General features: G+C 74.5%; 20 protein-coding genes. 6 read left to right on the top strand and 14 right to left on the bottom strand.

The genetic code is table 11. The features are described from left to right. Positions 1 to 534: 534 nt before the first annotated feature. The 5 genes from AC3CHW_RS26815 to AC3CHW_RS26835 all read right to left on the bottom strand — a co-directional run bounded on the left by AC3CHW_RS26815 (position 535) and on the right by AC3CHW_RS26835 (position 7,972). Complete coding sequence (locus AC3CHW_RS26815; protein ID WP_176161228.1) at positions 535 to 1,158, bottom strand: GntR family transcriptional regulator; 624 nt, start codon at positions 1,156 to 1,158, stop codon at positions 535 to 537. Between the two features lie 240 nt (positions 1,159 to 1,398). Further along, on the bottom strand, positions 1,399 to 3,198 hold the full coding sequence (sucB, locus tag AC3CHW_RS26820; protein WP_488468187.1) for a 2-oxoglutarate dehydrogenase, E2 component, dihydrolipoamide succinyltransferase: 1,800 nt from the start codon (positions 3,196 to 3,198) through the stop codon (positions 1,399 to 1,401). 50 nt (positions 3,199 to 3,248) lie between these two features. After that, the gene (gene lpdA, locus AC3CHW_RS26825; protein WP_176161226.1) at positions 3,249 to 4,637 is read right to left on the bottom strand and encodes a dihydrolipoyl dehydrogenase; all 1,389 of its coding nucleotides are present in this window, start codon (positions 4,635 to 4,637) and stop codon (positions 3,249 to 3,251) included. Positions 4,638 to 5,108: 471 nt separating this feature from the next. Then, positions 5,109 to 6,641: a leucyl aminopeptidase gene (locus AC3CHW_RS26830; RefSeq protein WP_488468188.1), complete on the bottom strand. Its 1,533-nt coding sequence runs from the start codon at positions 6,639 to 6,641 to the stop codon at positions 5,109 to 5,111. Positions 6,642 to 7,042: 401 nt separating this feature from the next. Continuing rightward, on the bottom strand, positions 7,043 to 7,972 hold the full coding sequence (locus AC3CHW_RS26835) for an adenosylcobinamide-GDP ribazoletransferase (RefSeq protein ID WP_488468189.1): 930 nt from the start codon (positions 7,970 to 7,972) through the stop codon (positions 7,043 to 7,045). 33 nt (positions 7,973 to 8,005) lie between these two features. Between AC3CHW_RS26835 and AC3CHW_RS26840 the strand changes: the two genes are divergently transcribed. Beyond that, entirely contained in the window at positions 8,006 to 8,743 is a 738-nt protein-coding gene (locus tag AC3CHW_RS26840) for a hypothetical protein (RefSeq protein WP_488468190.1), read from the top strand. On the opposite strand, the gene AC3CHW_RS26845 is transcribed toward AC3CHW_RS26840, so the two are convergent. The 4 genes from AC3CHW_RS26845 to AC3CHW_RS26860 all read right to left on the bottom strand — a co-directional run bounded on the left by AC3CHW_RS26845 (position 8,674) and on the right by AC3CHW_RS26860 (position 13,875). Further along, positions 8,674 to 9,609, bottom strand: a complete 936-nt coding sequence (locus tag AC3CHW_RS26845; protein WP_398607807.1) for a hypothetical protein — start codon at positions 9,607 to 9,609, stop codon at positions 8,674 to 8,676. The two genes, AC3CHW_RS26840 and AC3CHW_RS26845, sit on opposite strands and share 70 nt — an antisense overlap. Continuing rightward, entirely contained in the window at positions 9,606 to 11,372 is a 1,767-nt protein-coding gene (locus AC3CHW_RS26850) for a phosphatidylglycerol lysyltransferase domain-containing protein (protein ID WP_488468191.1), read from the bottom strand. Before AC3CHW_RS26850 ends, AC3CHW_RS26845 begins: the two co-directional genes overlap by 4 nt. A gap of 134 nt (positions 11,373 to 11,506) precedes the next feature. After that, entirely contained in the window at positions 11,507 to 12,553 is a 1,047-nt protein-coding gene (cobT, locus tag AC3CHW_RS26855) for a nicotinate-nucleotide--dimethylbenzimidazole phosphoribosyltransferase (protein ID WP_176161220.1), read from the bottom strand. A 110-nt stretch (positions 12,554 to 12,663) separates the two neighbouring features. Then, positions 12,664 to 13,875 (bottom strand): bifunctional adenosylcobinamide kinase/adenosylcobinamide-phosphate guanylyltransferase, encoded by a 1,212-nt coding sequence (locus AC3CHW_RS26860; protein ID WP_488468192.1) that lies wholly within the window; start codon positions 13,873 to 13,875, stop codon positions 12,664 to 12,666. A 218-nt stretch (positions 13,876 to 14,093) separates the two neighbouring features. Here AC3CHW_RS26860 and AC3CHW_RS26865 point away from each other — a divergent pair, with 218 nt between their 5' ends. Beyond that, positions 14,094 to 14,315 (top strand): hypothetical protein, encoded by a 222-nt coding sequence (locus tag AC3CHW_RS26865; RefSeq protein WP_187063311.1) that lies wholly within the window; start codon positions 14,094 to 14,096, stop codon positions 14,313 to 14,315. A 93-nt stretch (positions 14,316 to 14,408) separates the two neighbouring features. Here AC3CHW_RS26865 and AC3CHW_RS26870 read toward each other — a convergent pair whose 3' ends face one another. From AC3CHW_RS26870 to AC3CHW_RS26885, 4 genes are all read right to left on the bottom strand, one after another. After that, complete coding sequence (locus tag AC3CHW_RS26870; protein ID WP_488468193.1) at positions 14,409 to 15,536, bottom strand: S1C family serine protease; 1,128 nt, start codon at positions 15,534 to 15,536, stop codon at positions 14,409 to 14,411. 139 nt (positions 15,537 to 15,675) lie between these two features. Beyond that, positions 15,676 to 17,469: an ABC transporter ATP-binding protein gene (locus AC3CHW_RS26875; protein ID WP_488471179.1), complete on the bottom strand. Its 1,794-nt coding sequence runs from the start codon at positions 17,467 to 17,469 to the stop codon at positions 15,676 to 15,678. A gap of 236 nt (positions 17,470 to 17,705) precedes the next feature. Next, a complete protein-coding gene (locus tag AC3CHW_RS26880) occupies positions 17,706 to 18,416 on the bottom strand; it encodes a class I SAM-dependent methyltransferase (RefSeq protein ID WP_398607802.1) in 711 nt (236 codons plus the stop codon). An 80-nt stretch (positions 18,417 to 18,496) separates the two neighbouring features. Next, a complete protein-coding gene (locus AC3CHW_RS26885) occupies positions 18,497 to 19,093 on the bottom strand; it encodes a DUF3043 domain-containing protein (protein ID WP_488468194.1) in 597 nt (198 codons plus the stop codon). A 273-nt stretch (positions 19,094 to 19,366) separates the two neighbouring features. On the opposite strand from AC3CHW_RS26885, the gene AC3CHW_RS26890 reads away from it, so the two are divergent. The 4 genes from AC3CHW_RS26890 to AC3CHW_RS26905 all read left to right on the top strand — a co-directional run bounded on the left by AC3CHW_RS26890 (position 19,367) and on the right by AC3CHW_RS26905 (position 22,804). After that, entirely contained in the window at positions 19,367 to 20,164 is a 798-nt protein-coding gene (locus tag AC3CHW_RS26890; protein ID WP_176161214.1) for a PspA/IM30 family protein, read from the top strand. Between the two features lie 93 nt (positions 20,165 to 20,257). Continuing rightward, entirely contained in the window at positions 20,258 to 20,536 is a 279-nt protein-coding gene (gene pspAA / locus AC3CHW_RS26895; protein WP_176161213.1) for a PspA-associated protein PspAA, read from the top strand. A gap of 154 nt (positions 20,537 to 20,690) precedes the next feature. Then, complete coding sequence (locus AC3CHW_RS26900; RefSeq protein WP_488468195.1) at positions 20,691 to 22,118, top strand: sensor histidine kinase; 1,428 nt, start codon at positions 20,691 to 20,693, stop codon at positions 22,116 to 22,118. Beyond that, positions 22,115 to 22,804 (top strand): response regulator, encoded by a 690-nt coding sequence (locus AC3CHW_RS26905; protein ID WP_488468196.1) that lies wholly within the window; start codon positions 22,115 to 22,117, stop codon positions 22,802 to 22,804. Before AC3CHW_RS26900 ends, AC3CHW_RS26905 begins: the two co-directional genes overlap by 4 nt. A gap of 178 nt (positions 22,805 to 22,982) precedes the next feature. On the opposite strand, the gene nadA is transcribed toward AC3CHW_RS26905, so the two are convergent. After that, on the bottom strand, positions 22,983 to 24,185 hold the full coding sequence (gene nadA, locus AC3CHW_RS26910) for a quinolinate synthase NadA (RefSeq protein WP_459248683.1): 1,203 nt from the start codon (positions 24,183 to 24,185) through the stop codon (positions 22,983 to 22,985). Between the last annotated feature and the right edge of the window lie 211 nt (positions 24,186 to 24,396).

The raw sequence follows: 24,396 nt of genomic DNA on the forward strand, positions 1-24,396 counted from the left end.
TCGGCCCGGGGGCGTACGCCCGTGGGCTACCTCCGGCGCCCCGTGTTGTCGCCGCCGGCCCGATGCCCCGCGGGTGGCGGGCGCGGCACCGTGGACCCGTGACCACTCACCGGGGCCCGCCGCCCGAGCGCGGGCGGTGCTCCGGCGCGTGCCCGACCCAGCGGCGCGCGCCGGGCGCCGCCGGCCGGGGCGCCGAACCCCACCGGCGCGGCCCGCGTCCAGCGCGGGTCGCCCCCCTGGGGCGGCGGCCGGGAGACCGGTCGCCGCCCCGCACTCCCGTAGGAGGAAACGTGCCCATGGTCTGGCTGCTGCTCGCGGTGATCGTCGCCATGGCCTTCGCGTCCGGACGCCGCCTGTGACCGGTAGCGCGCCCGGCCACGACCGAACCGATCACCGCCGAACGGAACCGATCCCGGCCGAACCGGCCCAGACCGAACCGGCCCGAGCCAGGCCGGTCATCGCCGGGCAGAACCGGTCACGGTTGACCCGGCCCCGGCCCCGGCCCCGGCCCCGACCCCGGCCGGCCCGACCCGGTCACAGCCGGGGCGCGCAGCTCAGCACGTGCGTGCGCAGCAGTTCGCCGATCGCCGGGTCGCGGCGGCGGAAGGCGTCCACGAGTTCCTGGTGCTCCTGCGCGTGGGAGCGCGGCTCGGGGCTCAGCCAGCGGATGGAGAGCGTCGTCCACACCTCGACGCCCAGCGACTCCCAGGTGTGTAGCAGGACGCTGTTGCCGGACGCCAGGACGATCTCGCGGTGGAAGGCCACGGTGTGCCTGACCTGCGCCTCACCGTCCGGGGCCCGGTCCGCCTCACACAGCGCCGCCACCTCGCGCTCCAGCGCCGTCGTGTCGGCGGCCAGCTTGCCGGCGGCCAGCTCCGCCGCCACCTGTTCGAGCCCGGCCCGTACCGGATAGCTCTCCTTGAGGTCGGCGGCGGTCAGACTGCGGACGCGTACGCCCTTGTTCGGGGCCGACTCGATCAGACGCAGCGACTCCAGCTCGCGCAGGGCCTCGCGCACCGGGGTCTGGCTGACCTCGAGTTCCACGGCGATGTGCCGCTCCACGATCCGCTCGCCCGGCTGCCATCGCCCGCTGATGATCCCTTCCAGGATGTGCTCGCGGATCTGCTCGCGCAGCGAGTGGACGACTGGCGGGGTCATGAAGGTGCTCCTCGGGGTCGCGCACCGCGCACCGTACGGGGCGCGCGGAAACGTCGGCCATTATCCCGGTATCGCGGCCACCGGCCGAGCCCCGTCACGCGCCCGGCGACGGCTCGTACCGCGCGGGGCCGGCCCGCCACGGCCGGATGGCGTGGGCGCGCGCCGGCGCGCGGACGGCAGCGGCCCCGGTTCACCGAGGTGAACCGGGGCCGCCGGGCTACCGCGTCAGCGCGGCGTCGTTCACAGGCCGAGCTCGACCTCGAACTCGCCGGCCTCCAGGATCGCCTTCACGGCCCCCAGGTAGCGGGCGGCGTCGGCGCCGTCCACCAGGCGGTGGTCGTAGGAGAGCGTCAGGTAGGCCATGTTGCGGACGGCGATGGTCTCGCCCAGCTCCGGGTGGTCGATGACCACGGGGCGCTTGACGGTCGCACCGATGCCCAGGATCGCCACCTGGTTCGGCGGCACGATGATCGTGTCGAACAGCGCACCGCGCGAACCGGTGTTGCTGATCGTGAACGTCGCGCCCGCCAGGTCGTCCGGGCTGATCTTGTTGGCCCGGACGTTGCCCGCCAGCTCCGCCGTCTTACGGGCGATGCCGGCCAGGTTCAGGTCACCGGCGCCCTTGATGACCGGGGTCATCAGGCCCTTCTCGGCGTCCACCGCGATACCGACGTTCTCGGTGTCGAAGTAGGTGATCGTGCCGTCGGCCTCGTTGATCCGGGCGTTGACGGTCGGGTACGCCTTCAGCGCCTGGACCGCGGCCTTGACGAAGAACGGCATCGGCGAGAGCTTGACGCCCTCGCGCTGCGCGAACGCGTCCTTGGCCCGGGCCCGCAGCCTCATGATCTTGGTGACGTCCACCTCGACCACGCTGGAGAGCTGCGCCTGCTCGTGCAGCGCCTTCATCATGTTGTCGCCGATGAGCTTGCGGATGCGCGGCATCTTGACGGTCTGCCCGCGCAGCGGGGAGACCTCGAGGGCCGGAGCCTTCGGCGCGGCGGCGGCCGGAGCCGCGGCCGGGGCGGCCTGCTGCGCGGCCTTGGCGGCGGCAGCGGCGTCCACGACGTCCTGCTTGCGGATGCGGCCACCGACGCCGGTGCCCTTGACCGTGGACAGGTTGACGCCGCTCTCCGCGGCGAGCTTGCGCACCAGCGGCGTGACGTACGCGCCCTCGGCGTCGCCACCGGCCGAAGCGGCCGGGGCCGAGGCGGCGGGGGCGGCGGCCGGGGCCGGCGCGGGCACCGGAGCGGCCGGAGCCGGGTCCGGGGCGACCGGGGCCGGCGTGGCGGCCTGCGGGGCCGGAGCCGACGGCGCCTGCGGAGCCGGCTGTGCCGGAGCCGCCTGCTGGGCCGGGGCGGGCTGGGCCGGGGCGGCGGCCGGGGCCGGAGCCTCGGCGGGCGCCGCCGGAGCGGCGGCCGGGGCAGCGCCCGCGGCACCGATGACGGCCAGCTTGGCACCGACCTCGGCGGTCTCGTCCTCGCCGATGACGATCTCCAGCAGAGTGCCGGAGGTCGGCGCCGGGATCTCGGTGTCGACCTTGTCGGTGGAGACCTCGAGCAGCGGCTCGTCCTCCTCGACGGAGTCGCCCACCGACTTGAGCCAGCGCGTGACGGTGCCCTCGGTCACGGACTCGCCGAGCGCCGGCAGCGTGACCGCGGTGCCCTCGGCCGCGCCCGACTCGGCCTGCGGCGCCTGCGCCTGCGGGGCCTCGGCCTGGGCCGGCTCGGGCTGGGCGGCCGGGGCCGGCTCCTCGGCGGGGGCCGGGGCCTCCTCGGCGGCGGGGGCCTCGGCGGGGGCGCCGGAGCCGTCGTCGATGACGGCCAGTTCGGCGCCGACCTCGACGGTCTCGTCCTCGGCCACCTTGATGGAGCTCAGGACACCGGCCGCGGGGGCCGGGATTTCGGTGTCGACCTTGTCGGTCGAGACCTCGAGCAGGGGCTCGTCGGCCTCGACGCGTTCACCCTCGGCCTTGAGCCAGCGGGTGACGGTGCCCTCGGTGACGCTCTCGCCGAGCGCCGGCAGGGTTACGGAAACCGCCATGGTTTCGGTTGCTCCTAACGATCTTGCGGATGTGGTCGCGCCCGGGACTACTAGTCGTGCGAGTGCAGCGGCTTGCCGGCCAGGGCCAGGTGGGCCTCGCCGAGGGCCTCGTTCTGCGTGGGGTGCGCGTGGATGAGCTGGGCCACCTCGGCGGGCAGCGCCTCCCAGTTGTAGATGAGCTGGGCCTCGCCAACCTGCTCACCCATGCGGTCACCGACCATGTGGACGCCGACCACGGCGCCGTCGCGCACCTGGACGAGCTTGATCTCACCCGTGGTCTTCAGGATGCGGCTCTTGCCGTTGCCGCCCAGGTTGTACTTCAGGGCCACGACCTTGTCGGCGCCGTACAGCTCCTTGGCCTTCTCCTCGGTGATGCCGACGGAGGCGACCTCGGGGTGGCAGTACGTGACGCGCGGCACGCCGTCGTAGTCGATCGGCACGGTCTGCAGACCGGCGAGCCGCTCCGCGACCAGGATGCCCTCGGCGAAGCCGACGTGCGCGAGCTGGAGGGTGGGGACCAGGTCGCCCACGGCCGAGACGGTCGGCACGTTGGTGCGCATGTACTCGTCGACCAGGACGTAGCCGCGGTCCATGGCGACCCCGGCCTCCTCGTAGCCCAGGCCCTGCGAGACCGGGCCGCGACCGACGGCGACGAGCAGCAGCTCGGCCTCGAAGGTCTTGCCGTTCTCCAGCGAGACCTTGACGCCGTTGGCGGTGTACTCGACGCCGGAGAAGCGCGAGCCGACGGAGAACTTGATGCCGCGCTTGCGGAAGGCGCGCTCCAGGAGCTTGGAGCTGTTCACGTCCTCGACCGGAACCAGGTTCGGCAGCGCCTCGACGATGGTCACGTCGGTGCCGAAGGACTTCCAGGCCGAGGCGAACTCGACGCCGATGACGCCGCCGCCGAGCACGATCGCGGACTCCGGCACGCGGTCCAGGGTCAGCGCGTGGTCCGAGGAGATGACGCGGTTGCCGTCGATCTCCAGGCCCGGCAGCGACTTCGGCACGGAGCCGGTCGCCAGCAGGATGTGCCGGCCCTCGTAGCGCTGGCCGTTCACGTCGACGGAGGTCGGCGAGGACAGTCGGCCCTCGCCCTCCACGTAGGTGACCTTGCGGCTGGCGATCAGGCCCTGCAGGCCCTTGTACAGGCCGGAGATCACGCCGTCCTTGTACTTGTGCACGGCCGCGATGTCGATGCCCTCGAAGCTGGCCTTCACGCCGAACTCGGCGCTCTCCCGCGCCTGGTCGGCGATCTCACCGGCGTGCAGCAGCGCCTTGGTGGGGATGCAGCCGTTGTGCAGGCAGGTGCCGCCGACCTTGTTCTTCTCGATCAGGGCGACGTCCAGGCCAAGCTGAGCTCCGCGCAGGGCAGCGGCGTAGCCACCGCTGCCGCCCCCGAGGATCACTAGGTCGAAAACAGTGCTGGCGTCGTTCGCCACGTCACGTCCTCCATGCATGGGTACGCCGGAGCCGGTCACTCCGCTGCGCTTCGTTTCTCGGTTGTCTCCAACAGAGCCTACGGAAGCAGAGCCCGTGACCGGGCGGCGGCTGTTGTTCGGCCGCTGTGTAATCGGCCCTGCGGTCTGGCTCGTGTCCGAGCCGGGGCCCTGTCCTGCCGAGACAACATCTTCGCACTTGTTCGCGGACGGCGGGACGCCGGGCCGGTCCGTGAGGTGGTGGAAAGCACCACGTACGGCCCGAATCCCGGGCGGGCGCGGTGCTCGGCGCCGTTCGTACCGGCGAGTAGATCGCTGTGAGCGAACGCGCCACGGCCCCGTGCGCGCACGCACGGGGCCGTTGGTCACGCTCCGGAGTGGGCCGCGTTCATCCGGGGGTCGGCTGCTCGACTGCTCAGGTGGTGGACGCCCGAGGCGGGCGACCGAGCCCCCGGATCACGCGGCGCCGGGCGCTCAGCCCAGGTCGCCCGCCGCGGTGCGCTCGGCGAGCCGCACCAGGGTGCGCACGGCCGAACCCGTGCCGCCCTTGTGCGTGTAGCCGTACGGCGCGCCCTCGTGGAAGGCCGGACCCGCGATGTCCAGGTGCGCCCACGTGATGCCCTCGCCCACGAACTCCTGCAGGAATAGGCCGGCCACCAGGCCGCCGCCGGCGCGCTCGCCCATGTTGGCGATGTCGGCGATGGGGGAGTCCATGCCCTTGCGCAGCTCGACGGGCATCGGCATGGGCCAGGACTGCTCGCCCACCTCCTGCGAGATCTCGTGCAGCGAGGCGCGGAAGGCGTCGTCGTTGGCCATGATGCCGAAGGTGCGGTTGCCGAGCGCGAGCACCATGGCGCCGGTCAGCGTCGCCACGTCCACGATCGCGTCCGGCTTCTCCTCCGAGGCCCGGGTGAGCGCGTCCGCGAGGACCAGGCGGCCCTCGGCGTCCGTGTTGAGCACCTCGACCGTCTTGCCGCTGTACATCCGCAGCACGTCGCCGGGGCGGGTCGCCGAGCCCGACGGCATGTTCTCGGCCAGCGCCAGCCAGCCGGTGACGTTGACCTTCAGGCCCAGCCTGGCGGCGGCCACGACGGCGGCGAAGACGGCGGCGGCGCCGCTCATGTCGCACTTCATCGTCTCGTTGTGGCCGGCCGGCTTGAGCGAGATGCCGCCCGAGTCGTACGTGATGCCCTTGCCGACCAGCGCCAGCGTCTTGCTCGCCTTGGAGTGCCGGTACGCGATCTTGACCAGCCGGGGCGGGTTCTCCGAGCCCTGGCCGACGCCGATCAGGCCGCCGTAGCCGCCCTTGGCCAGCGCCTTCTCGTCCAGCACCTCGATGCTGAGCCCGAACTCCTTGGCCGCGGCCTGCGCCTGCGCGGCGAAGGACTTCGGGGTCAGGTCGTTGGAGGGGATGTTGACCAGGTCGCGGGCGCGGTTGACCTCGGCGGCCAGCGCCTCGGCCCGCTCGATCGCGGCCTTGTACGCCTTGTCCCGCGGCTTGCCGCCGAGGAGGACGACCTCGGCCAGCGGGGCGTTCTTGCCGGCGTCGCCCTTGGCGGCCTTGCCGTCGCCGCCCCGGTAGGCGGTGAACGCGTACGCGCCGAGCAGCGCGCCTTCGGCGACCGCGGCGGCGGACTCCACGTCCGCCAGCGGCAGCGCGAACGCGGCCTTCTTGGCGCCGGTCAGCGCGCGGGCGGCGGAGCCCGCGGCCCGGCGCAGCGTCTCGGCGTCGAAGTCCTCGCCCTTGGCCGGGGCGTCGCCGAGGCCGACCGCGAGCACGACCGGGGCCTTGGTCCCGGACGCGGACGGCAGCTTGGTCACCTCGCCCTCGCCGCCGCTGGCGCCGAGGGTTTCCAGTACGGCGGCCAGCTTGCCGTCGAACGCCTTGTCGATGGCCTCGGCGCCCAGCGCGACGACGGGGCCCTTGGCGCCCTTCGCCACACCGACGACGACGGCGTCCGCACGCAGTGTGGTCGCACTCGACGTGCTGAGAGTCAGAGCAGTCACGGTGGTGGGGTCTCTCTTCCGTTGAGGTAAGGCCGCTTGGTGGGCCGGCCGCGCCGTGGGCATCGTATGCGCCGGCCTGGGGACGGGCGCGGCCCGGTGCGGTGGTCGTGGCGGCCAGCGCGAGCCTAACTCGCGCTGTACGGGGCGTGTTGTGCGAGCATCGGCCGACCTGGCCGATGGACCGGGGCAGCGGCGGCGCGCGGCCGTCGGCCCGGCGCGCGTGGGATCCCATCTGCCGCCCACCGCCCGGCCGTTGACCCCGACCGCCCCGCCGACCAGCACTTTCGCCAAGCCGTCCGGCGCGACGGGCTGGCCGAATCCGTAGCGTGCGCGGCGCTCAGCCGAGCGTGAGGACGGCGTGCGCGGTGCTCAGCCAGGCGTGAGCGCGGCGTGCGCGGTGCTCAGCCAAGCGTGAGTACCACCAGTGCCGTCGTCGCCGCCGTCTCCGCCAGGGCCCCGAACACGTCGCCGGTCACCCCGCCGAAGCGGCGCCGGCAGTGCCGTAGCAGCGCCTCGGCGACGGCCAGCGCGGCGAGCACGGCCAGGCCGCACCGCAGCGCCCCGTACGGGCCCGTCAGCGCGCCCGCGCCCGCGCAACACCCGGCCGCCATCACCGCGACGGCCAGCGCGGCGCGCGCCGGGACGACGCCGGCCACCGCCGCGCCGAGCCCCGTCGGGCGCGCGGCCGGCACCCCGGCGCGGCTGGCCAGGGTGAGGGCGCAGCGCGCGGCCAGCCCGGCGACGGCCACCGCGAGCGCGCCGGTGGCCCAGTGGTCCGCGTACAGCTCGCGCACGGCCGCGACCTGGGCGAGGGTGACGAAGACCAGCGCGAGCACGCCGAACGGGCCGATGTCGGAGCGCTTCATGATGTCCAGGGCCCGCGCTGGCGGCTTGGCGCTGCCGAGGCCGTCGGCGGTGTCGGCGAGGCCGTCCAGGTGCAGGGCGCGGGTCAGGACGGCCGGCACCGCGACGGTGGCGACGGCCGCCAGCAGCGGACCGGCGCCGGCCAGCAGCAACAGCCCGCCCGGAACGGCCGCGCACAGCCCCACCGCGAGGCCGACCAGCGGCGCGCACAGCATGCCCGCGCGCGCGGCGTGCCGGTCCCAGCGGGTGACCCGTACCGGCACCGCCGTGAGCGTGCCGAAGGCGAACCGCAGGCCGTGCGCGAGCGCGGCGGCGCGACCCGGGCGATCGAGGCCGCCGGCCTCGGCGGAGGCGTCCGGCTCGGCGGGGGCGTCGGCCTCGGCGGGGTCGTCGGCGGGCGCGCTGGAGGCGTCGGCGCGGTCGGGGCCGGGCGGGCGTGCGGGGGACGGGGGCGGCGTGGTGTCCATCGCGCCGCAGGTTATCGCGCAGGGTGAGGAGCCATGGGGCACTGGTGGCAGCGCGACATCGTGGAGCCGGGCAAGCTGCCGCTGCTGCTCGCGCTCGCCTCGTTCGTGCTGGCCTTCGTCGCGGCGCGGTTGGTCACGCGGCTGATCCGGGCGGGCAGGGGGCCCTTCCGCAACGTGACGGCCGGCGGGCTGCACGTGCACCACGTGGTGCCGGGTGTGGTGCTCACCGTCGTCGGCGGCTTCGGCGCGGTGGCCAGCGGGCGGCAGGGGGCGGGGGCCGCGGTGTGCGCGGTGATCTTCGGTCTCGGGGCGGGGCTCGTCCTGGACGAGTTCGCGCTCGTGCTGCACCTGGACGACGTGTACTGGTCGGAGCAGGGCCGCAAGAGCGTGGAGGTCGTGGTGTTGACGGCCGCCCTGGTGGCGTTGCTGCTCGGCGGCTTCCTGCCGTTCGGGGTCAACGACTTGACGGCGGCCGAGCGGCACGACCGGCGGCTGGTCGCGGCCAACGTGGCGGTCAACTTCCTGTTCTCGCTGGTCGCCCTCGCCAAGGGCAAGCCACGGATGGCGGTGCTCGGCGTGCTGGTGCCGCTGGTGGCCCCGTTCGGCGCCGTGCGCCTGGCCCGCCCCGGCTCACCCTGGGCCCGGCGCTGCTACCGGAACCGGCCGCGCGCCAGGGCCAGGGCGCGGCGCCGGGCCCTGGCTCACGACGCCCGGTGGAGCCGGCTGCGCCGCAGGGTCCAGGACTGGCTGGGCGGCTTCTCGCACTCGTGAGCCCCGCCGTCGCGCGGAGCGGGCAGCGCCGCCGCGCGCCCGGGGCGTTGGGCGTGCGGGCGCAGCCGGCGTGCCGTGCGCAGCACCCGCAGCAGCGGCGGGCCCGGATAGCCGTGCGGGCCCCGTAGCCCGTCGGCCGCCCGGACGAGCCACTCGCGTGGTCCGGCCCGGCCCGGGCGCGCGGCGCGCCGCCGCTCGGCCCAGGTGCCCACCGCGCACACCACGAGGATGGCCCCGATCGCCACCAGGTGTTCCCGGCCGGCCAGGTTCGGCTTGGCGTGCACCTCGACCACCATCGAGGCGATCGTCAACGCGCCGGTCAGCCAGGCACGGTGGCGCCAGCACACGTACACCGAGAGCCCGACCACGGCCGCCGAAGGGCCGGTGTCGTGCACCTGAGCGGTCTCCGGCGGCAGCCCGAGCGGGCCGCCGGGGCCGAGCGCGATGCCGATCCGCGCGTACGTCGTGCCCGCCAGCGTGGCCACGTACGCGATGACCAGCGTGCGGCGCCAGCCCAGCGCGCACTCGCAGATCGCGAAGACGACGAAGATCTGGAGGAGCCCGCCCCACACCGGCAGGTCGGGGGCGGGCACGAACAGCGACAGCGGGGTGCGCAGCAGCGCGCCCCACCAGGGCTGGTCGGCCTGGACGTAGCCGAGGAGCGCGATGGGCTCGCGGCCCCAGGGCTGGTTCTGCACGTACTGGCAGGCCACGATCAGGAAAACGGCCGTGATCGTCACCGTCAGCGCGGCGGCCCGACGGCGCGCCAGGCCCTCGCGTACGGCCCCGGCCAGCGAGCCCCACTCGGCGCGCACCAGCCGGCGCACCGGCGCGGGCACGAGGCCGAGCGGCGTCGGGGGCGTCATCTGTGGGTCTCCAGGTGCTTGCGGTTGAGCCACTTGGGCAGCCCCGGGGCCTCCAGGAAGCCCTCGGCGCGGGCGCTGGCGAGGCCGATCCGCAGCAGGTCGGTGCTCTTCTCGAAGAGCAGGTAGCGCGGCTCCCAGATGGGTCGGTACTTCGCGTTGGCCCGGTACAGCGACTCGATCTGCCACCAGCGCGAGCAGAAGCTGAGCAGCGAGCGCCACAGCCGCAGCACGGGGCCGGCGCCCAGCCTGGCGCCCCGCTCGAAGACCGACCGGAACATCGCGAAGTTCAGCGAGATCTGGCGGACGCCCACCTCGTCGGCGCGCTGGATCAGCTCCAGGACCATGAACTCCATCAGCCCGTTGTCGGAGTCGCGGTCCCGGCGCATCAGGTCGAGCGAGAGGCCGTGCGGCCCCCAGGGCGCGAAGCTGAGCAGGGCCCTGGGCGTGCCGTCGGCGTCGAAGCACTCCAGCATCACGCAGCGGCCGTCGTTCGGGTCGCCGAGGCGGCCGAGCGCCATGGAGAACCCGCGCTCGGTCGCGCCGTCGCGCCAGTCGTCGGCGAGGCGGACCAGCTCGGCCATCTCCGCGTCCGGGATCTCCTCGTGCCGCCGGATGCGCACGGTGTACCCGGCCCGCTTCACGCGGTTGTACGCCTGCCGCACGGTGCGCATCGCGCGCCCTTCGAGGGTGAACTCGGCGGTGTCCACCAGCGCCTCGTCGCCCAGCTCCAGCGCGTCCAGGCCGTGCCGCGCGTAGACCGTGCCGCCCTCCTCGCTGGCGCCCATGACGGCGGGGGCCCAGCCGTGCTCGCGGGCCTCGGCCAGCCAGCGGTCGATCGCGCCGGGCCATGCCTCCAGGTCGCCGATCGGGTCGCCGGAGGCCAGGGAGACGCCGCCGACGACGCGGTAGGTGACGGCGGACTTGCCGGACGGGGACCAGATGACGCTCTTGTCGTGGCGCAGCGCGAAGTAGCCGAGCGAGTCCCGCTCGCCGTGCCGGGCCAGCAGGGCGCGCAGCTTCTCCTCGTCGCCCGGCGTGATCGGGTCGACGGCGCGCCGGGAGCGGAAGGCGACGTACAGCACCAGGAGCAGCAGCAGCGTGCTCATCATGTTGATGATCACGTCCACCCAGCCGGGGGTGGCGATGCCGGCGAACCGGTCCTCGTCGGCGGCGAGCGAGATCAGCCGCATGACGCCGTACCGCCAGCGGGTGAGGAAGCTGGAGCGCTCGTCGTCGGTGGCGGTGTTGGCGACGGTGACCAGGCCGGCGGCGAGCAGCGAGCCGACCAGGAGCCCGCCCACCGCGACGACGGCGGCGAGCTTGGGGTTGGAGCGGTCGCCCTTGGCGTAGAACTCGCGCCGGCCCACCAGGAGCGCCGCCACGAACAGCGCGGTCAGCAGCAGCGAGATCCAGTTCTGCGCGTGCTGGCGGAACTCCTGGAAGGGCATCGCCAGCGCGAAGATCACCAGCAGCAGGCCGCTGAGCACCAGGTTGAGGATCCAGGCGGCGCGCTTGCGGCGGCGCATGGTGACGGCGAGGAAGAGGGAGAGCGCGGCCGAGAAGAAGCCCGCCGTCAGCAGGTAGGGCGTGAAGTACTCGTCGACGTTGTGGCGGCGCACGTCGTTGCCGAAGGACACCCACACGGCGCTCAGCAGGTTGACGAACGTGACGGCGCGCAGATACCAGACCGCGAACGCCGCACTCCGCTGAGCCCAAGGGCCGCGCTGCTTGCCTTCATCCGGACTCAAGCGGACTTCTCCCATGAAAGTAGAGCATATGAGGGAGGAGCGTTTTATCCGAATTTTGGGCTCTTTGCCCGATTGGATCGCACCGGAGCCCAGCACGACCCCGCGGCGCGAGCGCGCGCCGCGGGGTGCCGGGCCAGCGGGCCCGTACGTCAGTCCCGCAGCGGAAGCTCCGCCGCCAGGGCGGCAGCCGCCTGCACCATCGGCAGGGCGAGCAGCGCCCCGGTTCCCTCACCCACACTGACGCCGTGGTCGAGCAGAGGGTTGAGCGCGGTCCGGTCCAGCGCCTTGGCCTGCGCGGGCTCGCCGCTCGCGTGGCCGGCCAGCCACCAGTCCGGCGCCCGGAACGCCACCCGCTGCGCCACCAGCGCGCACGCGGCCGAGACCACCCCGTCCAGGATCACCGGGGTGTGCCGCACGGCGCTCTGCAACAGGAACCCGGTGATGGCGGCCAGGTCCGCGCCGCCCGAGGTGCGCAGCAGCTCCAACTGGTCGCCGAGGACCGGCCGGGCCCGGCGCAGCGCGTCCCGGATCGCCGCGCACTTGCGCATCCACGCCAGGTCGTCGATCCCGAACCCGCCGCGCCCGGTCACCACGGAGGCGTCGGTGCCGCACAGCGCCGCGACCAGGGTGCTGGCGGCGGTGGTGCCGCCCACGCTCAGATCGCCGAGCACCACCAGGTCGGTGCCGGAGTCGGCCTCCTCGTCGGCGATCGCCATCCCGGCCCGGAACGCCTGCTCGACCTCCTCCGCGCTGAGCGCGTCCTCGACGTCGATCCGGCCCGAGCCCCGCCGCACCCGGTGCCGGGTGACCTCCTCGGGCAGCTCGGCCGGGTCGCAGTCCACCGCGAGGTCCAGCACGCGCAGCCCGACGCCGTAGCGGCGGGCCAGGATGGCCACCGCGCTGGTGCCGTCAAGGGCGGCCCGTACGAGGTCCTTGGTGGTGCCCGCCGGGCGCCCTGAGACGTCCAGCTCGGCGACGCCGTGGTCGCCGGCGAACAGCAGCACCCGCGCCCGTTCGATGGGCTTGACGGGCACGCTCGCCTGCGCGGCGGCCAGCCACTCGCCCAGCTCGTCCAGCCGCCCCAGCGCACCGGGTGGCGTGGCGAACCGGGCGCGGCGCTCCTCGGCGTCACGGCGTACGCCGCCGTCGGGGCGCTCGATCAGGTCGACGAAGTCATCGAGGTGTAGACCGCTCATCCGCCGCACCCTACCGTTCCCGCCCCTCCCGTAGGGCCCCCAGCCCCGCCCCGTGGAACGGGGGGCCCGGCCGCGTGCCCGGCGGGCCTCGTGGCCACCGGCGGGCCCGCTCAGCGCAGCGTCAGCGGCTGGCCCGCGACCACCAGCAGGACGTGCTCGCACTCGGCGGCGACGGCCGCGTTCAGCCGCCCCAGCTCGTCCCGGAAGCGGCGGCCGGAGGCCGTCGCGGGCACGATGCCCGAGCCGACCTCGTTGCTCACCGCCACCAGCGGGCGCCGGGTGGCCCGGACCGCGGCGACCAGCGCCGCCACCCGCTCGCGCAGGGCGTGCTCGCCGCCGTCGGCCCAGCGCTCGTCCTCCCACGCCCCGACCGTGTCCATCGCGTCCGTCAGCCACAGCGACAGGCAGTCCACCAGCAGCGGCGGGCCCTCGTCCGCCAGCAGCGGTTCCAGGTCGCACGTCTCGGCCGTCCGCCAGCTCCCCGGCCGCCGCTCGCGGTGCGCGGCCACCCGCGCCGCCCACTCCCGGTCGCCCGCCCGGCGCCCACCGGTCGCCACGTACAGCACCTCGGGGAACGTCTCCAGCCGCCGCTCGGCCTCCAACGACTTCCCGGACCGCGCGCCGCCGAGCACCAGCGTGCGCCGCGGCAGGTCGGGCACCGCGTGGTACTCGCCGACGACCAGCGTCCGCCCGTCCGCGACGGTCCGCGCGCCCGCGGCGGCGAGCCGGCGGTGCAGCTCGGGGCCCGACGGCACGGTGTGGTCGATGTGCACGGCCAGCACGTCCGTGGTGGGCGCCACCAGTCCCGCGGCCCGCAGCCTGGCCAGCGCGTCGGGCCGGCCCAACACGTCGAGCAGCACCATGTCGTACGGCCTGCCGGGACGCGCGGGCACCGGGTCGGCCAGGCCCGCGGGCGCGGCGTCGGGCGGCAGGTACAGCAGCCGCTCGCCGTCGGGACCGGTCACCTCGTACCCGGTACCGGGGGCGTCCAGGGCGATGGCCCGCACCCGGTGCCCGCTGAGCAGCGCCAGCTCCCGCCCGTCCGCGGCCCGGCCGGGCGCCGGCAGCCCGGGCGGCACCTCGAGCGCCGGCCCGTTGTGCGGGTGCGAGAGCAGCACCTGCCGCACGCCGGCCAGCGTGCGCCCGGCCCGCGCCGCGGCCAGGGCCGGGCCCGGGGTGAGGTCGAGCAGCAGCGCGTCGTCGATGAGCAGCGCCGTCGCGGCCCGCGCGGCGGCGCCCACGGCGGTGGCGCAGGCGGCGCAGGGGCAGTCGGGCCGGGGCAGCCCACCCGGGGCTCCGGTGCCGAGGAGAGTCAGTTCCACGCCCTGATCGTCTCGCGTCCACGGTCGGCCAGCGCGCGGGGCCACCTCCGATGGGGTGTTCGGCCGGGCTACGCTGCGGTCACCAGGCCGTACCGGCACGGCGCGACCGCCCCGCGCGGCGGCGTGACGTGCCGGGCGCGCGGGGCGCGGCGCGTCGCCAACGGGCGGGCGGCGCGGCCCGGGCGGTGCGGCGAGACGGCGGCAGAGACGGAGCGGACATGGCGTGGACGTGGCGGTTCGAGAAGGCCGATGGGACGCAGACGGCTCCCCCGGTGGAGCCGGAGGACTTCCCGACCCAGGGCGACGCGGAGTCGTGGCTCGGCGAGGTGTGGAAGGAACTGGCCGGCGGCGGCGTGGACCAGGTGCACCTGTATGAGGACGACACCAAGATCTACGGGCCGATGAGCCTGCACGCGGACCAGGCCGAGTCGACCGGCTGAGCACCCCGCCGTGCCGTGGCGCCCGCCGAGCACCGGGGCGGGCGCCACGGCACGTCAGGCCCCGCACCACCGACCGGCGGCGCCCCGGGCCCGCTACAGCTCGCCCAGCCTGACGGACACCGTCCGCTCCCGCCCGCGCCGGTCGTACGTCACCTCGACCGGGTCGCCCGGCTGGTGCCGGGCCAGCACGTCGGTCAGGGCCGACATGGTCGCCGTCGACGTGTCGTCGACGCGGACGATCCGGTCGCCGGCCCGCAGCCCGGCCTTGGCCGCCGCGCCGCCCCGGGTGACCGCGACGACCGCGATCCCGGCCGGCTCGTACCCCGGGCCGAGCACGGTGCGCCCGCTGATGCCGAGCGCGGCCTTGCCCGACTGCGTCACCCGGCCGTGCTCGATCATCTGGTCGGCGATGTGGGTGACCGTGGAGGCGGGGATGGCGAAGCCGATGCCGGCGGCCTGAGCGCCCTGCTCGGGGTCGGCGGCGGCCAGCGTCGGGACGCCGATGACCTGGTGGTCGAGGTTGACCAGGGCGCCGCCGCTGTTGCCCGGGTTGATCGCGGCGGACGTCTGCACCAGGTTGCCGATGGTGGCCCCGGTGCCGCCGCCGCGCCGGCCCTCGCCCACGGTGCGGTCCAGGGCCGAGACGATGCCCTGGGTGACGCTGCCCGACAGGCCCAGCGGGCTCCCCATGGCCAGCACGAGCTGCCCGATGCGCACCTTCCCCGAGTCGCCGAACTCCGCGGGCTTGAGGTCCTTCGGCGGGTCCTCCAGCCTGATGACGGCCAGGTCCTGCGGCGGGAAGCTGGCGACCAGGCGGGCCGGCAGCGTCGCGTTGCCGGTGGCCAGGGTGACCTCGAACGCGCGCGCGTCGCCCACCACGTGCGCGTTGGTGACGATGTGGCCCCGCCGGTCGTAGACGACGCCCGAGCCGAGGCCGCCGTCGGTGGTGATCTGGACGACCGACGGCAGCACGGCCCGCACCGTCTCCTCGTACGCGCGCTGCACCTGGGGCCCCTCGCCCCCGCCCCCCAGCTCACTCGCGCCGGGCGTCCTGGTGGCCGGCCCGGACTCCGCGCCGGTGGCCGACGCGGAGGCGGTGCCGCGATCGGAGCCGTCGGACCCGTCGGAGCTGCACCCGACCAGCAGGGCCAGCACGCACCCGACGGCGGGCGCCGCCCGGCGCAGCCGCCACGGGAGACCGTACGCACGAGGAAGGCTCATGCCGGGAGTCTCCCGTGCCGGCCGGCCGTCGGCCCGCGGACGCCGCCGCTCGGGTCACCCTCACGGCCCCGTCCACGGGGCCCGCGCCGGCCGCCGTCGTGGGGCCACCGCCCGCGTCGGGCCCTGACCGCGTCGCCCGCTACGGGCCCGTGGCCAGGAGCTGGGCCGCCGCCAGTTCCCCGTACAGCGGGTCGGCGGCCACCAGCTCCGCGTGGGTGCCCACCGCGCGCACCCGGCCGCCGTCCATCACCACGATGCGGTCGGCGAGCGTGACCGTCGACAGCCGGTGCGCGACGACCAGGATCGTTGTCTCGCGGGCCGCGAGCGCCACCGTGTCCCGCAGGGCCATCTCGTTGACCGCGTCGAGCTGGGACGTCGCCTCGTCCAGGAGCAGCAGCCGAGGGCGGCGCAGCAGCGCCCGGGCGATCGCCACCCGCTGCCGCTCGCCGCCCGAGAGCTTGCTGCCACGGTGGCCCACCAGCGTCTCCAACCCGTCCGGCAGCCGCTCCACCAGCGCGTCCAGCTTGGTGCGCACGAGGGTCTCGCGCAGCTCCTGTTCGCTGGCGGTCGGATGGGCGAAGAGCAGGTTGTCGCGGAGCGTCCCGGCGAGCACCGGCGCGTCCTGTTCGACGTATCCGATGGCGGCCCGCAGCTCGTCCAGCGGCCAGTCCAGGACGGACCGCCCGTCCACGAGCACCCGGCCGCCGGTGGCCTCGTAGAACCGCTCGATCAGCCCGAAGACCGTGGTCTTGCCGGCGCCGGACGGGCCGACGAACGCCGTCAGCCCGCCGCTGGGGATGGCGAAGCTGACGCCGTGGTGGACGTAGGGCAGGTCGTCGCGGTAGCGGAAGCTGACGTCGTCGAAGACGACGGTCGCGGGGCGGGCCGGCCCGCTCCCGCCGGTTCCCTCGGCTTCCTCGGCTCCGCCAGCGCCCTCCGTGACCGGCGCCCCGACCCGTGGCCGGGCCGACCCCACCGGCTCGGTCGCCAGTTGCTCCGCCTCGCTGATCCGGGCCACGGCGGCGGCCCCGACCTGGTACTGGGAGACGGCCTCGACCAGGCGGCTGACCGGGTCGATCAGGTAGAAGAGGAAGAGCAGGAAGGCGATGAGCGTGCCCACGTCGGTCGCGCCCGACGCCACCCGCGCGCCGCCCACGCCGAGCACCGCGAGGAAGGAGACCTGCACCGCGAACCCCACCGACGACCAGGCGAGCGCCCGCCACTTGGCGGCCCGTACGCCGTGTCGCCAGGCGTCGTGCGCCGCCGCGTCCACCGCGGCGTTCTCCCGGTCCTCGGCGCCGGACGCCTTGATGGTGCGCAGGGCCCCGAAGGAGCGCTCCAACACCGTGGAGATCGCCCCGACCGCCTCCTGGGCCGCCTTGCTGGCGAGGGCGATCCGCGGCATGACGAGCCCCACCGCGCCGCCGATCAGCACCATCACGCCCAGCGTGACCATGAGCAGCACCGGCTCCATGAGCCCCATCAACACCACGGTCGCGATCAGCGTGAGCGCCCCGGTGACGGCCCCGACCAGCGATTCCGTGGCCACCGAGCGCAACAGCGTGGTGTCGGAGGTCACCCGCGACATCAGGTCACCGGGCTGGGTGCGCTCGACCTCGGGCACCCGCAGCCGCAACAACCGCCCCACCAGGCGGCGCCGGGCGGCCAGCACCACGGACTCGGCCGTGCGCTCCAGCAAGTACGCGCCGAACGCCTCGATGGCCGTGCCGAGCACCACCAGCAGGGTCAGGACGACCAGCATCCCGGCGATCGACTCGTCGTCCCCGAGCCGGTTGACCAACTCCTTGGCGGCCAGCGGCTGCGCGAGCCCGGTCGCCGCGCCGATCAGCGCGAACACCGCGGCGAGCACGATCGTCCAGCGGTGCGGCCGGATGTGCTCGCGCAGGATGGCCCACGTCTGACGGGCGGGCAGCTTGGTCGGCGGCGCCGACTCCGCCGTCGTGTCCGATCCACCCCCGGGCGGCTGGGCCTTGGGCGTCGACGGCGGCGCGGCGTCCTGCTCGGCGGGCACGTTCTCTCCTGGGCTCCGGGACCATCTGGCGAAGGACAGGACGCGGTACGGACACCCTTACCTGACCCGAACACCCGGCCGATCTCGCCACGCGCGGCCCCGGAGGCCGGCTTTCACCCGACAGGCAAGCCCGCTCGCTAGCCGCGCACCCCACACAGGTGCAGCAGCGCCGCCAGGGACCGGTACGGGTCGGTGCGCCCGGCGCGGTCCTCCGCGTCGAGCAGCCGGGCCAGCTCGTCGGCGGCCGGCGGCGCCGCGCCGTCGGCGGCGCCGTCGGTGAACAGCCGCACGCCGTACCAGGCGTGCACCGGAGCGCCGATGCCCGCCAGCGTGGCCGTCAGGTCCGCGCGCCGGTCGGCGCGCACCGGCAGGCCGAGCCGGTTGGTGTACGCGGGGGAGTCGAAGGCGGCCAGCGCGCCCGCCCAGTCGCCGGCGAGCCCGGGCCGCAGGGCGAGCGCGTCCGCGTTCCGTACGACGAGCGAGAGCAGCCCGCCGGCGGCCAGCACGCGGGCGAGGCCGGCGAGCATCGGGTCCGGCTCGGGCACGTACATGAGCACGCCGTGACAGAGCACGACGTCGAAGGCGCCCGGCAGGAAGTGCGCGCCGGTGTCCCGGCCGTCACCCTGGATCAGCCGCACCCGCTCGCGCACGAACCGCGGCTCACCCTCCAGGGCGGCGCGCAGGGCCGCGAGCATCGCGGGGTCCGACTCCAGGCCGGTCACCTCGTGCCCGGCGCGCGCCAGCCGCAGCGCCTGGGTGCCCTGCCCGAGGCCGACGTCGAGCACGCGGAGCTGCTGCCCGGCGGGGTAGCGCCCGGCGATCTGCTCGTCGAGCTGTCGGGCGACCAACTCCTGGCGGACGGTGTTGCGCAGCCCGCCGAGGCCGCTGAGCCAGTTCTGCGCGCCGCGGGCGAAGGCAGCGCCCCCGGTCAGGGCCGCTCTCCGCGCTTGACCTGCGGCTTGGGCAGCCGCAGCCGGCGCATCTGGAGGCTGCGCATCAGGGCGTAGGCCACGGCGCCGCGCAGGTTCTCGTCGGGGAAGCGCTGGCGCAACTGGCGCTTGAGCGAGACGCCGATGACCACCGAGTTGATCACGATCAGGAAGATCACGATCATCCACAGCAGCAGCACGTACTGCTGCATGGCGCCGGCCTGCACCAGGCTCAGGATCAGGATGATCACCGCGAGCGGCAGGAAGAACTCCGCGATGACGAACCGGGAGTCCACGTAGTCCCGGGCGAACCGCCGGATCGGGCCCCGGTCGCGCACCGGCAGGTACCGCTCGTCGCCGTTGGCGAGAGCCTCCCGCTGCTTGGCCAGGTCGGCCCGCCGGGCCTCCCGCTGCCGCCTGGCCGCGTCCTTGCGGGACGTCGGCGTGTTGGCCAGGCTGCGGCGCTGCGACTGTGCCTCGCTGCGCTTGGGCGTGGGGCGACCCTTGGGTGCCTGCGGGTCACGGGACTGCTGCGGCTCGTCCGCGCTCACCCGTGAGGGCGCGGACTGCTCATCCTTCGAACGGCTTCGGAACACAAAACCCAAGGGTACGGGGTGGCGGGGGGTGGACCACAGCCTCGGGGGGAACGATCCGGCAACGGCGGTACGTCTCATCAGTGAGGCACCCGCGTGTAGCGGTGTTTCCCCGGGCGCCACCTACTCCTCGCGCCGGAGACCGGTCGCGCCTGATCGTCCTCCAGGAGGAGTCCGAAGGCGCCCGAACAGTGCGGTAATAGATGTGGGGCCCGTACGCTGGGTCTGTAGAGGGTGCTGGAGCCGAAGTCCGTCAGAAGGGGGCGCGCGAGGCCCATGAGCGGTGTCATGAAGCGTATGGGAATGATCTTCCGCGCGAAGGCCAACAAGGCCCTGGACCGGGCCGAGGACCCACGAGAGACTCTTGACTACTCGTACCAGAAGCAGCTTGAGCTGCTGCAGAAGGTGCGACGCGGGGTCGCGGACGTGGCGACCTCCCGGAAGCGGCTCGAACTGCAGCTGAACCAGTTGCAGGGCCAGTCGTCCAAGCTGGAGGAGCAGGGCCGCAAGGCGCTCGCGCTCGGGCGCGAGGACCTGGCCCGCGAGGCGCTCTCCCGCAGGGCCGCCCTCCAGCAGCAGGTCACCGACCTGGAGACGCAGCACCAGACGCTCCAGGGCGAGGAGGAGAAGCTCACCCTGGCGGCCCAGCGACTCCAGGCCAAGGTGGACGCCTTCCGCACCAAGAAGGAGACCATCAAGGCCACGTACACCGCCGCCCAGGCCCAGACCCGCATCGGCGAGGCGTTCTCCGGCATCTCCGAGGAGATGGGCGACGTCGGCATGGCGATCCAGCGCGCCGAGGACAAGACCGCGCAGCTCCAGGCGCGGGCCGGCGCCATCGACGAACTGCTGGCATCGGGCGCGCTCGACGACCAGTCGGGGATCGCCGCCAAGGACGACATCGCGGCCGAGCTGGACCGCATCTCCGGCGGCACGGACGTGGAGATCGAGCTCCAGCGCATGAAGGCCGAGCTGGCCGGCGGCAGCGGGGCGCCCGCCATCGAGGGCGGACAGGCCGCGCCCGGCGGCCAGGTGCAGCCCGTGGACCGGCAGAAGCCGCGCTTCGAGAAGTAGCCTCGACGGACGCGACGTCGTGCGCGACGTGGCGAGGACACCGGCGCCGGCCGCTCGGCCGCGCCGGGGAGACCGTGAGCTGAGGAGGCCATCGTGATCGTACGGATCATGGGGGAGGGCCAGGTGGAGCTGGACGACGTCCACTTCGCCGAACTCAACCGCCTGGACGACGAGTTGCTCGCCGAGATACAGGGCGGCGACCACGACGGCTTCCGACGCACGCTGGCCGCGCTCCTCGACGCCGTGCGACGCCTGGGCAAACCACTGCCCGACGACGCGCTCCAGCCGTCGGAGTTGATCCTCCCCGGGCCCGACGCCACCCTCGAAGAGGTCGAACAGATGCTCAGCGACGACGGACTCATCCCGAACTGAGCACCGCCCGACCGCTCCAGCCACCCCACGCGCCCGGCCCGGACCGAGTGCACCCGCCGCCCCCGGCGCCCGGAGGACGACCTCCCGGCGCCGGGGGCGGCGCGTGCTCCACGGTGGCCACCGGCCCTCGCGCCAGCCCGTACCGTTGGATGCCGTGACTCCTCCCGCCACCGGACCGAGCACCCCGAGACCGGGGCCGATCCGCGACTGCTGGCTCCGTGCGCGCCCGCTCGCCGTGGACGCGGTGATCGCCGCCGGCGTCTTCGTCTGCATCCTGGTCAGCTCGGTGACCGGGCCGTCCGAGAACAGGCCCGACGTCGGCCCGCTGCTCGTCGGCCTGGCCGGGCTGTGCAGCGCCGCGCTCGTGCTGCGCCGCCGGCGCCCGCGGACGGTGCTCGCCGTCACCACGGTGCTGAGCGTGCTGGGCATCGCCGGCTCGCGGGACGGCGTCGTACCCCCCTCCCAACTGGCCATCAGCGTGGTCATCGCGCTCTACACCGTCGCGGCCTCCACCGACCGGCACACCACCTGGCGGATCGGGGCGGCCACCGTCGCGCTGCTCACCGGCACCGTGATGATCTTCGGGGTCCAGCCCTGGTACGCGCAGGAGAACCTCGGCATCTTCGCCTGGACCGGCATGGCCGCGGCCGTCGGCGACGCGGTGCGCAGCCGGCGGGCCTTCATCGCGGCGATCGAGGAACGCGCGGTGCGCGCCGAGCGCACGCGCGAGGAGGAGGCCAGGCGCCGGGTGGCCGAGGAGCGGCTGCGCATCGCCCGCGAGCTGCACGACGTGGTCGCCCACCACATCGCGCTGGTCAACGTGCAGGCCGGGGTGGCCTCGCACGTCATGGACAGCCGCCCCGACCAGGCCAAGCAGGCCCTGGCGCACGTGCGCGAGGCGAGCCGCTCGGCCCTGGGCGAACTCCGCGCCACCGTCGGCCTGTTGCGCCAGTACGGCGACCCGAAGGCCCCCACCGAGCCGGCGCCCGGGCTCAGCGTCCTCGACCAGCTCATCGACGGCTTCGTCCGTACCGGGCTGCGGGTCACCGTGGAGGCGGCGAGCGAGGGCGATCCGGGTACGCGGGTGACCGACGCGGCCGGCGTCGCCGAGGTGTCCGGCGCCCTGCCGACGGCCGTCGACCTCACCGCGTACCGCGTCATCCAGGAGGCGCTGACCAACGTGCACAAGCACGCGGGGCCCAGCGCCACGGCCGCGGTGCGCATCGTGCGGCAGCGGGACGAGCTGGAGATCACCGTCGTGGACGACGGTGGCGGCACCGGCGAGCCGGCGGCGCAGCCGGCCGCCCGCGTCGGCGCGCTCCAGGGCAGGGCGGGCCCGGCGGCCGGCAAGGGCCAGCCCGCGGCACGGGGCGGCGACCGGGGCGCGCCGCCCGCCGCCCGGGACCTCGGCGGCGCCTGGCGGGAGGCGGCCGACGGCGGCGGGCACGGCCTGATCGGGATGCGCGAGCGGGTCGCCGCGCTGCGCGGCGTCTGCGAGGCGGGCCCCCGGATCGAGGGTGGCTTCCGGGTGCGCGCGACACTTCCCGTACGGGGCCGCACGGGAGGGGACGAGAGCGTATGACGATCAAGGTGGTGCTCGCGGACGACCAGGCGCTGTTGCGCAGCGCCTTCCGCATCCTGGTGGACTCCGAGCCCGACATGGAGGTCGTCGGGGAGGCGTCGGACGGCGCCGAGGCCGTGCGACTGACCCGCGAGACCGGCGCCGACGTGGTGCTGATGGACATCCGGATGCCCGGCACCGACGGGCTCGCCGCCACCCGGCTGATCAGCGCCGATCCCGCGCTGGCGGACGTGCGGGTGGTCATGCTGACCACGTTCGAGGTGGACGAGTACGTGGTGGAGTCGCTGCGCGCGGGCGCCAGCGGCTTCCTGGGCAAGGGCGCCGAGCCCGAGGAACTGCTGGCCGCCATCCGGGTCGCGGCGGCGGGCGAGGCCCTGCTGTCCCCGGTCGCCACCAAGGGGCTGATCGCCAAGTTCCTCGCGCAGGGCGCCGGTTCGGGCGACAACGCGGCCGACGGCGGCTACGAGGCGGCCCGACTCGAAGCGCTGACGGTGCGCGAGCGCGAGGTGCTGGTGCAGGTCGCCGGCGGGCTGTCGAACGACCAGATCGCCGAGCGGCTCCAGGTCAGCCCGCTCACCGTGAAGACGCACGTCAACCGGACGATGGCCAAGCTCGGCGCCCGCGACCGGGCCGGGCTCGTGGTCATCGCGTACGAGACCGGCCTGGTGCGCCCGCGCTCGGAGTAGCTGTCGTGCCCCGTGAGGCCGGGGACGCGGCCGGCGGTGAGCGGGCGGCGTGCTGCGGGGCGTGGCGCGGGGCGTGGTGCGAGAACGCCCCGCCCCGCGTCGGTGGGACGTCGGGCGGGGCGTGCGCGCGGCGGGCCCCGGCGGCCCCGCTGGCAGGGGGCGCCGGGGCGCGGGACGGCTACGGCAGGGACAGCATCCGCTCCAGGGCCAGCTTGGCGAAGCTCTCCGTCTCCGGGTCGACCTCGATGCGGTTGACCACCTTGCCGTCGGCCAGCGACTCCAGGGTCCAGACCAGGTGCGGGAGGTCGATGCGGTTCATCGTGGAGCAGAAGCACACCGTCTTGTCGAGGAAGACGATCTCCTTGTCCTGGTCGGCGAACCGGTTGGCCAGCCGCCGCACCAGGTTCAGCTCGGTGCCGATGGCCCACTTGGACCCGGCCGGGGCGGCCTCCAGGGTCTGGATGATGTGCTCGGTCGAGCCCACGTGGTCGGCAGCCGCCACGACCTCGTGCTTGCACTCGGGATGGACCAGCACGTTCACGCCGGGTATGCGCTCGCGCACGTCCCGCACCGACTCCAGCGAGAACCGGCCGTGCACCGAGCAGTGGCCGCGCCACAGGATCATCTTCGCCGCGCGCAGTTCCTCGACGGTCAGGCCGCCGCCGGGCTTGTGCGGGTTGTAGACGACGCAGTCCTCCAGGGACATCCCGAGGTCCCGCACGGCCGTGTTGCGCCCCAGGTGCTGGTCGGGCAGGAAGAGCACCTTGGCGTCGCCGGCCGGACCGCCCTGCGCGAAGGCCCACTCCAGGGCCCGCCGCGCGTTGGACGAGGTGCAGATCGTGCCGCCGTGCTTGCCGGTGAACGCCTTGATGTCGGCGGAGGAGTTCATGTACGAGACGGGCACGGTCGCCTCCGCCACCCCGGCCTCGGTCAGCACGTCCCAGCACTCGGCGACCTGCTCGGCCGTGGCCATGTCGGCCATGGAGCAGCCGGCGGCCAGGTCGGGGAGGATGACCTGCTGGTCGTCGCCGGTGAGGATGTCGGCGGACTCGGCCATGAAGTGCACGCCGCAGAAGACGATGAACTCGGCGTCCGGCCGGGCGGCGGCGTCCCGGGCGAGCTTGAACGAGTCCCCGGTGACGTCCGCGAACTCGATGACCTCGTCACGCTGGTAGTGGTGGCCGAGCACGAAGACCCGGTCCCCGAGCCGCTCCTTGGCCGCGCGGGCGCGGGCCACCAGGTCGGGGTCGGAGGGGGCGGGGAGGTCGCCCGGGCACTCCACGCCGCGCTCGCTCCTCGGGTCGGACTCGCGACCCAGGAGCAGCAGGGCCAGAGGCGTGGGCTGGACGTCGAGAGGTTGGGCGGTGGTCACAGCACGCACCCTTTCTGTTTCCGCAGACAAGCCTTTTCGTCTGATTGACGCTATTTATCATAACCGCTTCGCGTCACGTTGACGATGCCCATCGCGTCGATGTGACGCATGCCCGGTTCGGCGGCCCGTGTCCGAGCGGAGCCCGGTGTGCGAGCATGAAGACGGAAGACGCGCGCCAGACCCGGAATGAATTCGGCACGGCGTGGGTTGCAGCCGAGGG

Source organism: Streptomyces sp. MGP-BFMKR1, from assembly GCF_057766585.1.

What these genes read in the sequence shown, in the direction of transcription:
- AC3CHW_RS26815 (WP_176161228.1), bottom strand. Translation starts at nt 1,158, where the DNA reads ATGACCCCGCCAGTCGTCCACTCGCTGCGCGAGCAGATCCGCGAGCAC.
- sucB (WP_488468187.1), bottom strand. Translation starts at nt 3,198, where the DNA reads ATGGCGGTTTCCGTAACCCTGCCGGCGCTCGGCGAGAGCGTCACCGAG.
- AC3CHW_RS26835 (WP_488468189.1), bottom strand. Translation starts at nt 7,972, where the DNA reads ATGGACACCACGCCGCCCCCGTCCCCCGCACGCCCGCCCGGCCCCGAC.
- AC3CHW_RS26840 (WP_488468190.1), top strand. Translation starts at nt 8,006, where the DNA reads ATGGGGCACTGGTGGCAGCGCGACATCGTGGAGCCGGGCAAGCTGCCG.
- AC3CHW_RS26845 (WP_398607807.1), bottom strand. Translation starts at nt 9,609, where the DNA reads ATGACGCCCCCGACGCCGCTCGGCCTCGTGCCCGCGCCGGTGCGCCGG.
- AC3CHW_RS26850 (WP_488468191.1), bottom strand. Translation starts at nt 11,372, where the DNA reads ATGGGAGAAGTCCGCTTGAGTCCGGATGAAGGCAAGCAGCGCGGCCCT.
- cobT (WP_176161220.1), bottom strand. Translation starts at nt 12,553, where the DNA reads ATGAGCGGTCTACACCTCGATGACTTCGTCGACCTGATCGAGCGCCCC.
- AC3CHW_RS26865 (WP_187063311.1), top strand. Translation starts at nt 14,094, where the DNA reads ATGGCGTGGACGTGGCGGTTCGAGAAGGCCGATGGGACGCAGACGGCT.
- AC3CHW_RS26870 (WP_488468193.1), bottom strand. Translation starts at nt 15,536, where the DNA reads ATGAGCCTTCCTCGTGCGTACGGTCTCCCGTGGCGGCTGCGCCGGGCG.
- AC3CHW_RS26890 (WP_176161214.1), top strand. Translation starts at nt 19,367, where the DNA reads ATGAGCGGTGTCATGAAGCGTATGGGAATGATCTTCCGCGCGAAGGCC.
- AC3CHW_RS26905 (WP_488468196.1), top strand. Translation starts at nt 22,115, where the DNA reads ATGACGATCAAGGTGGTGCTCGCGGACGACCAGGCGCTGTTGCGCAGC.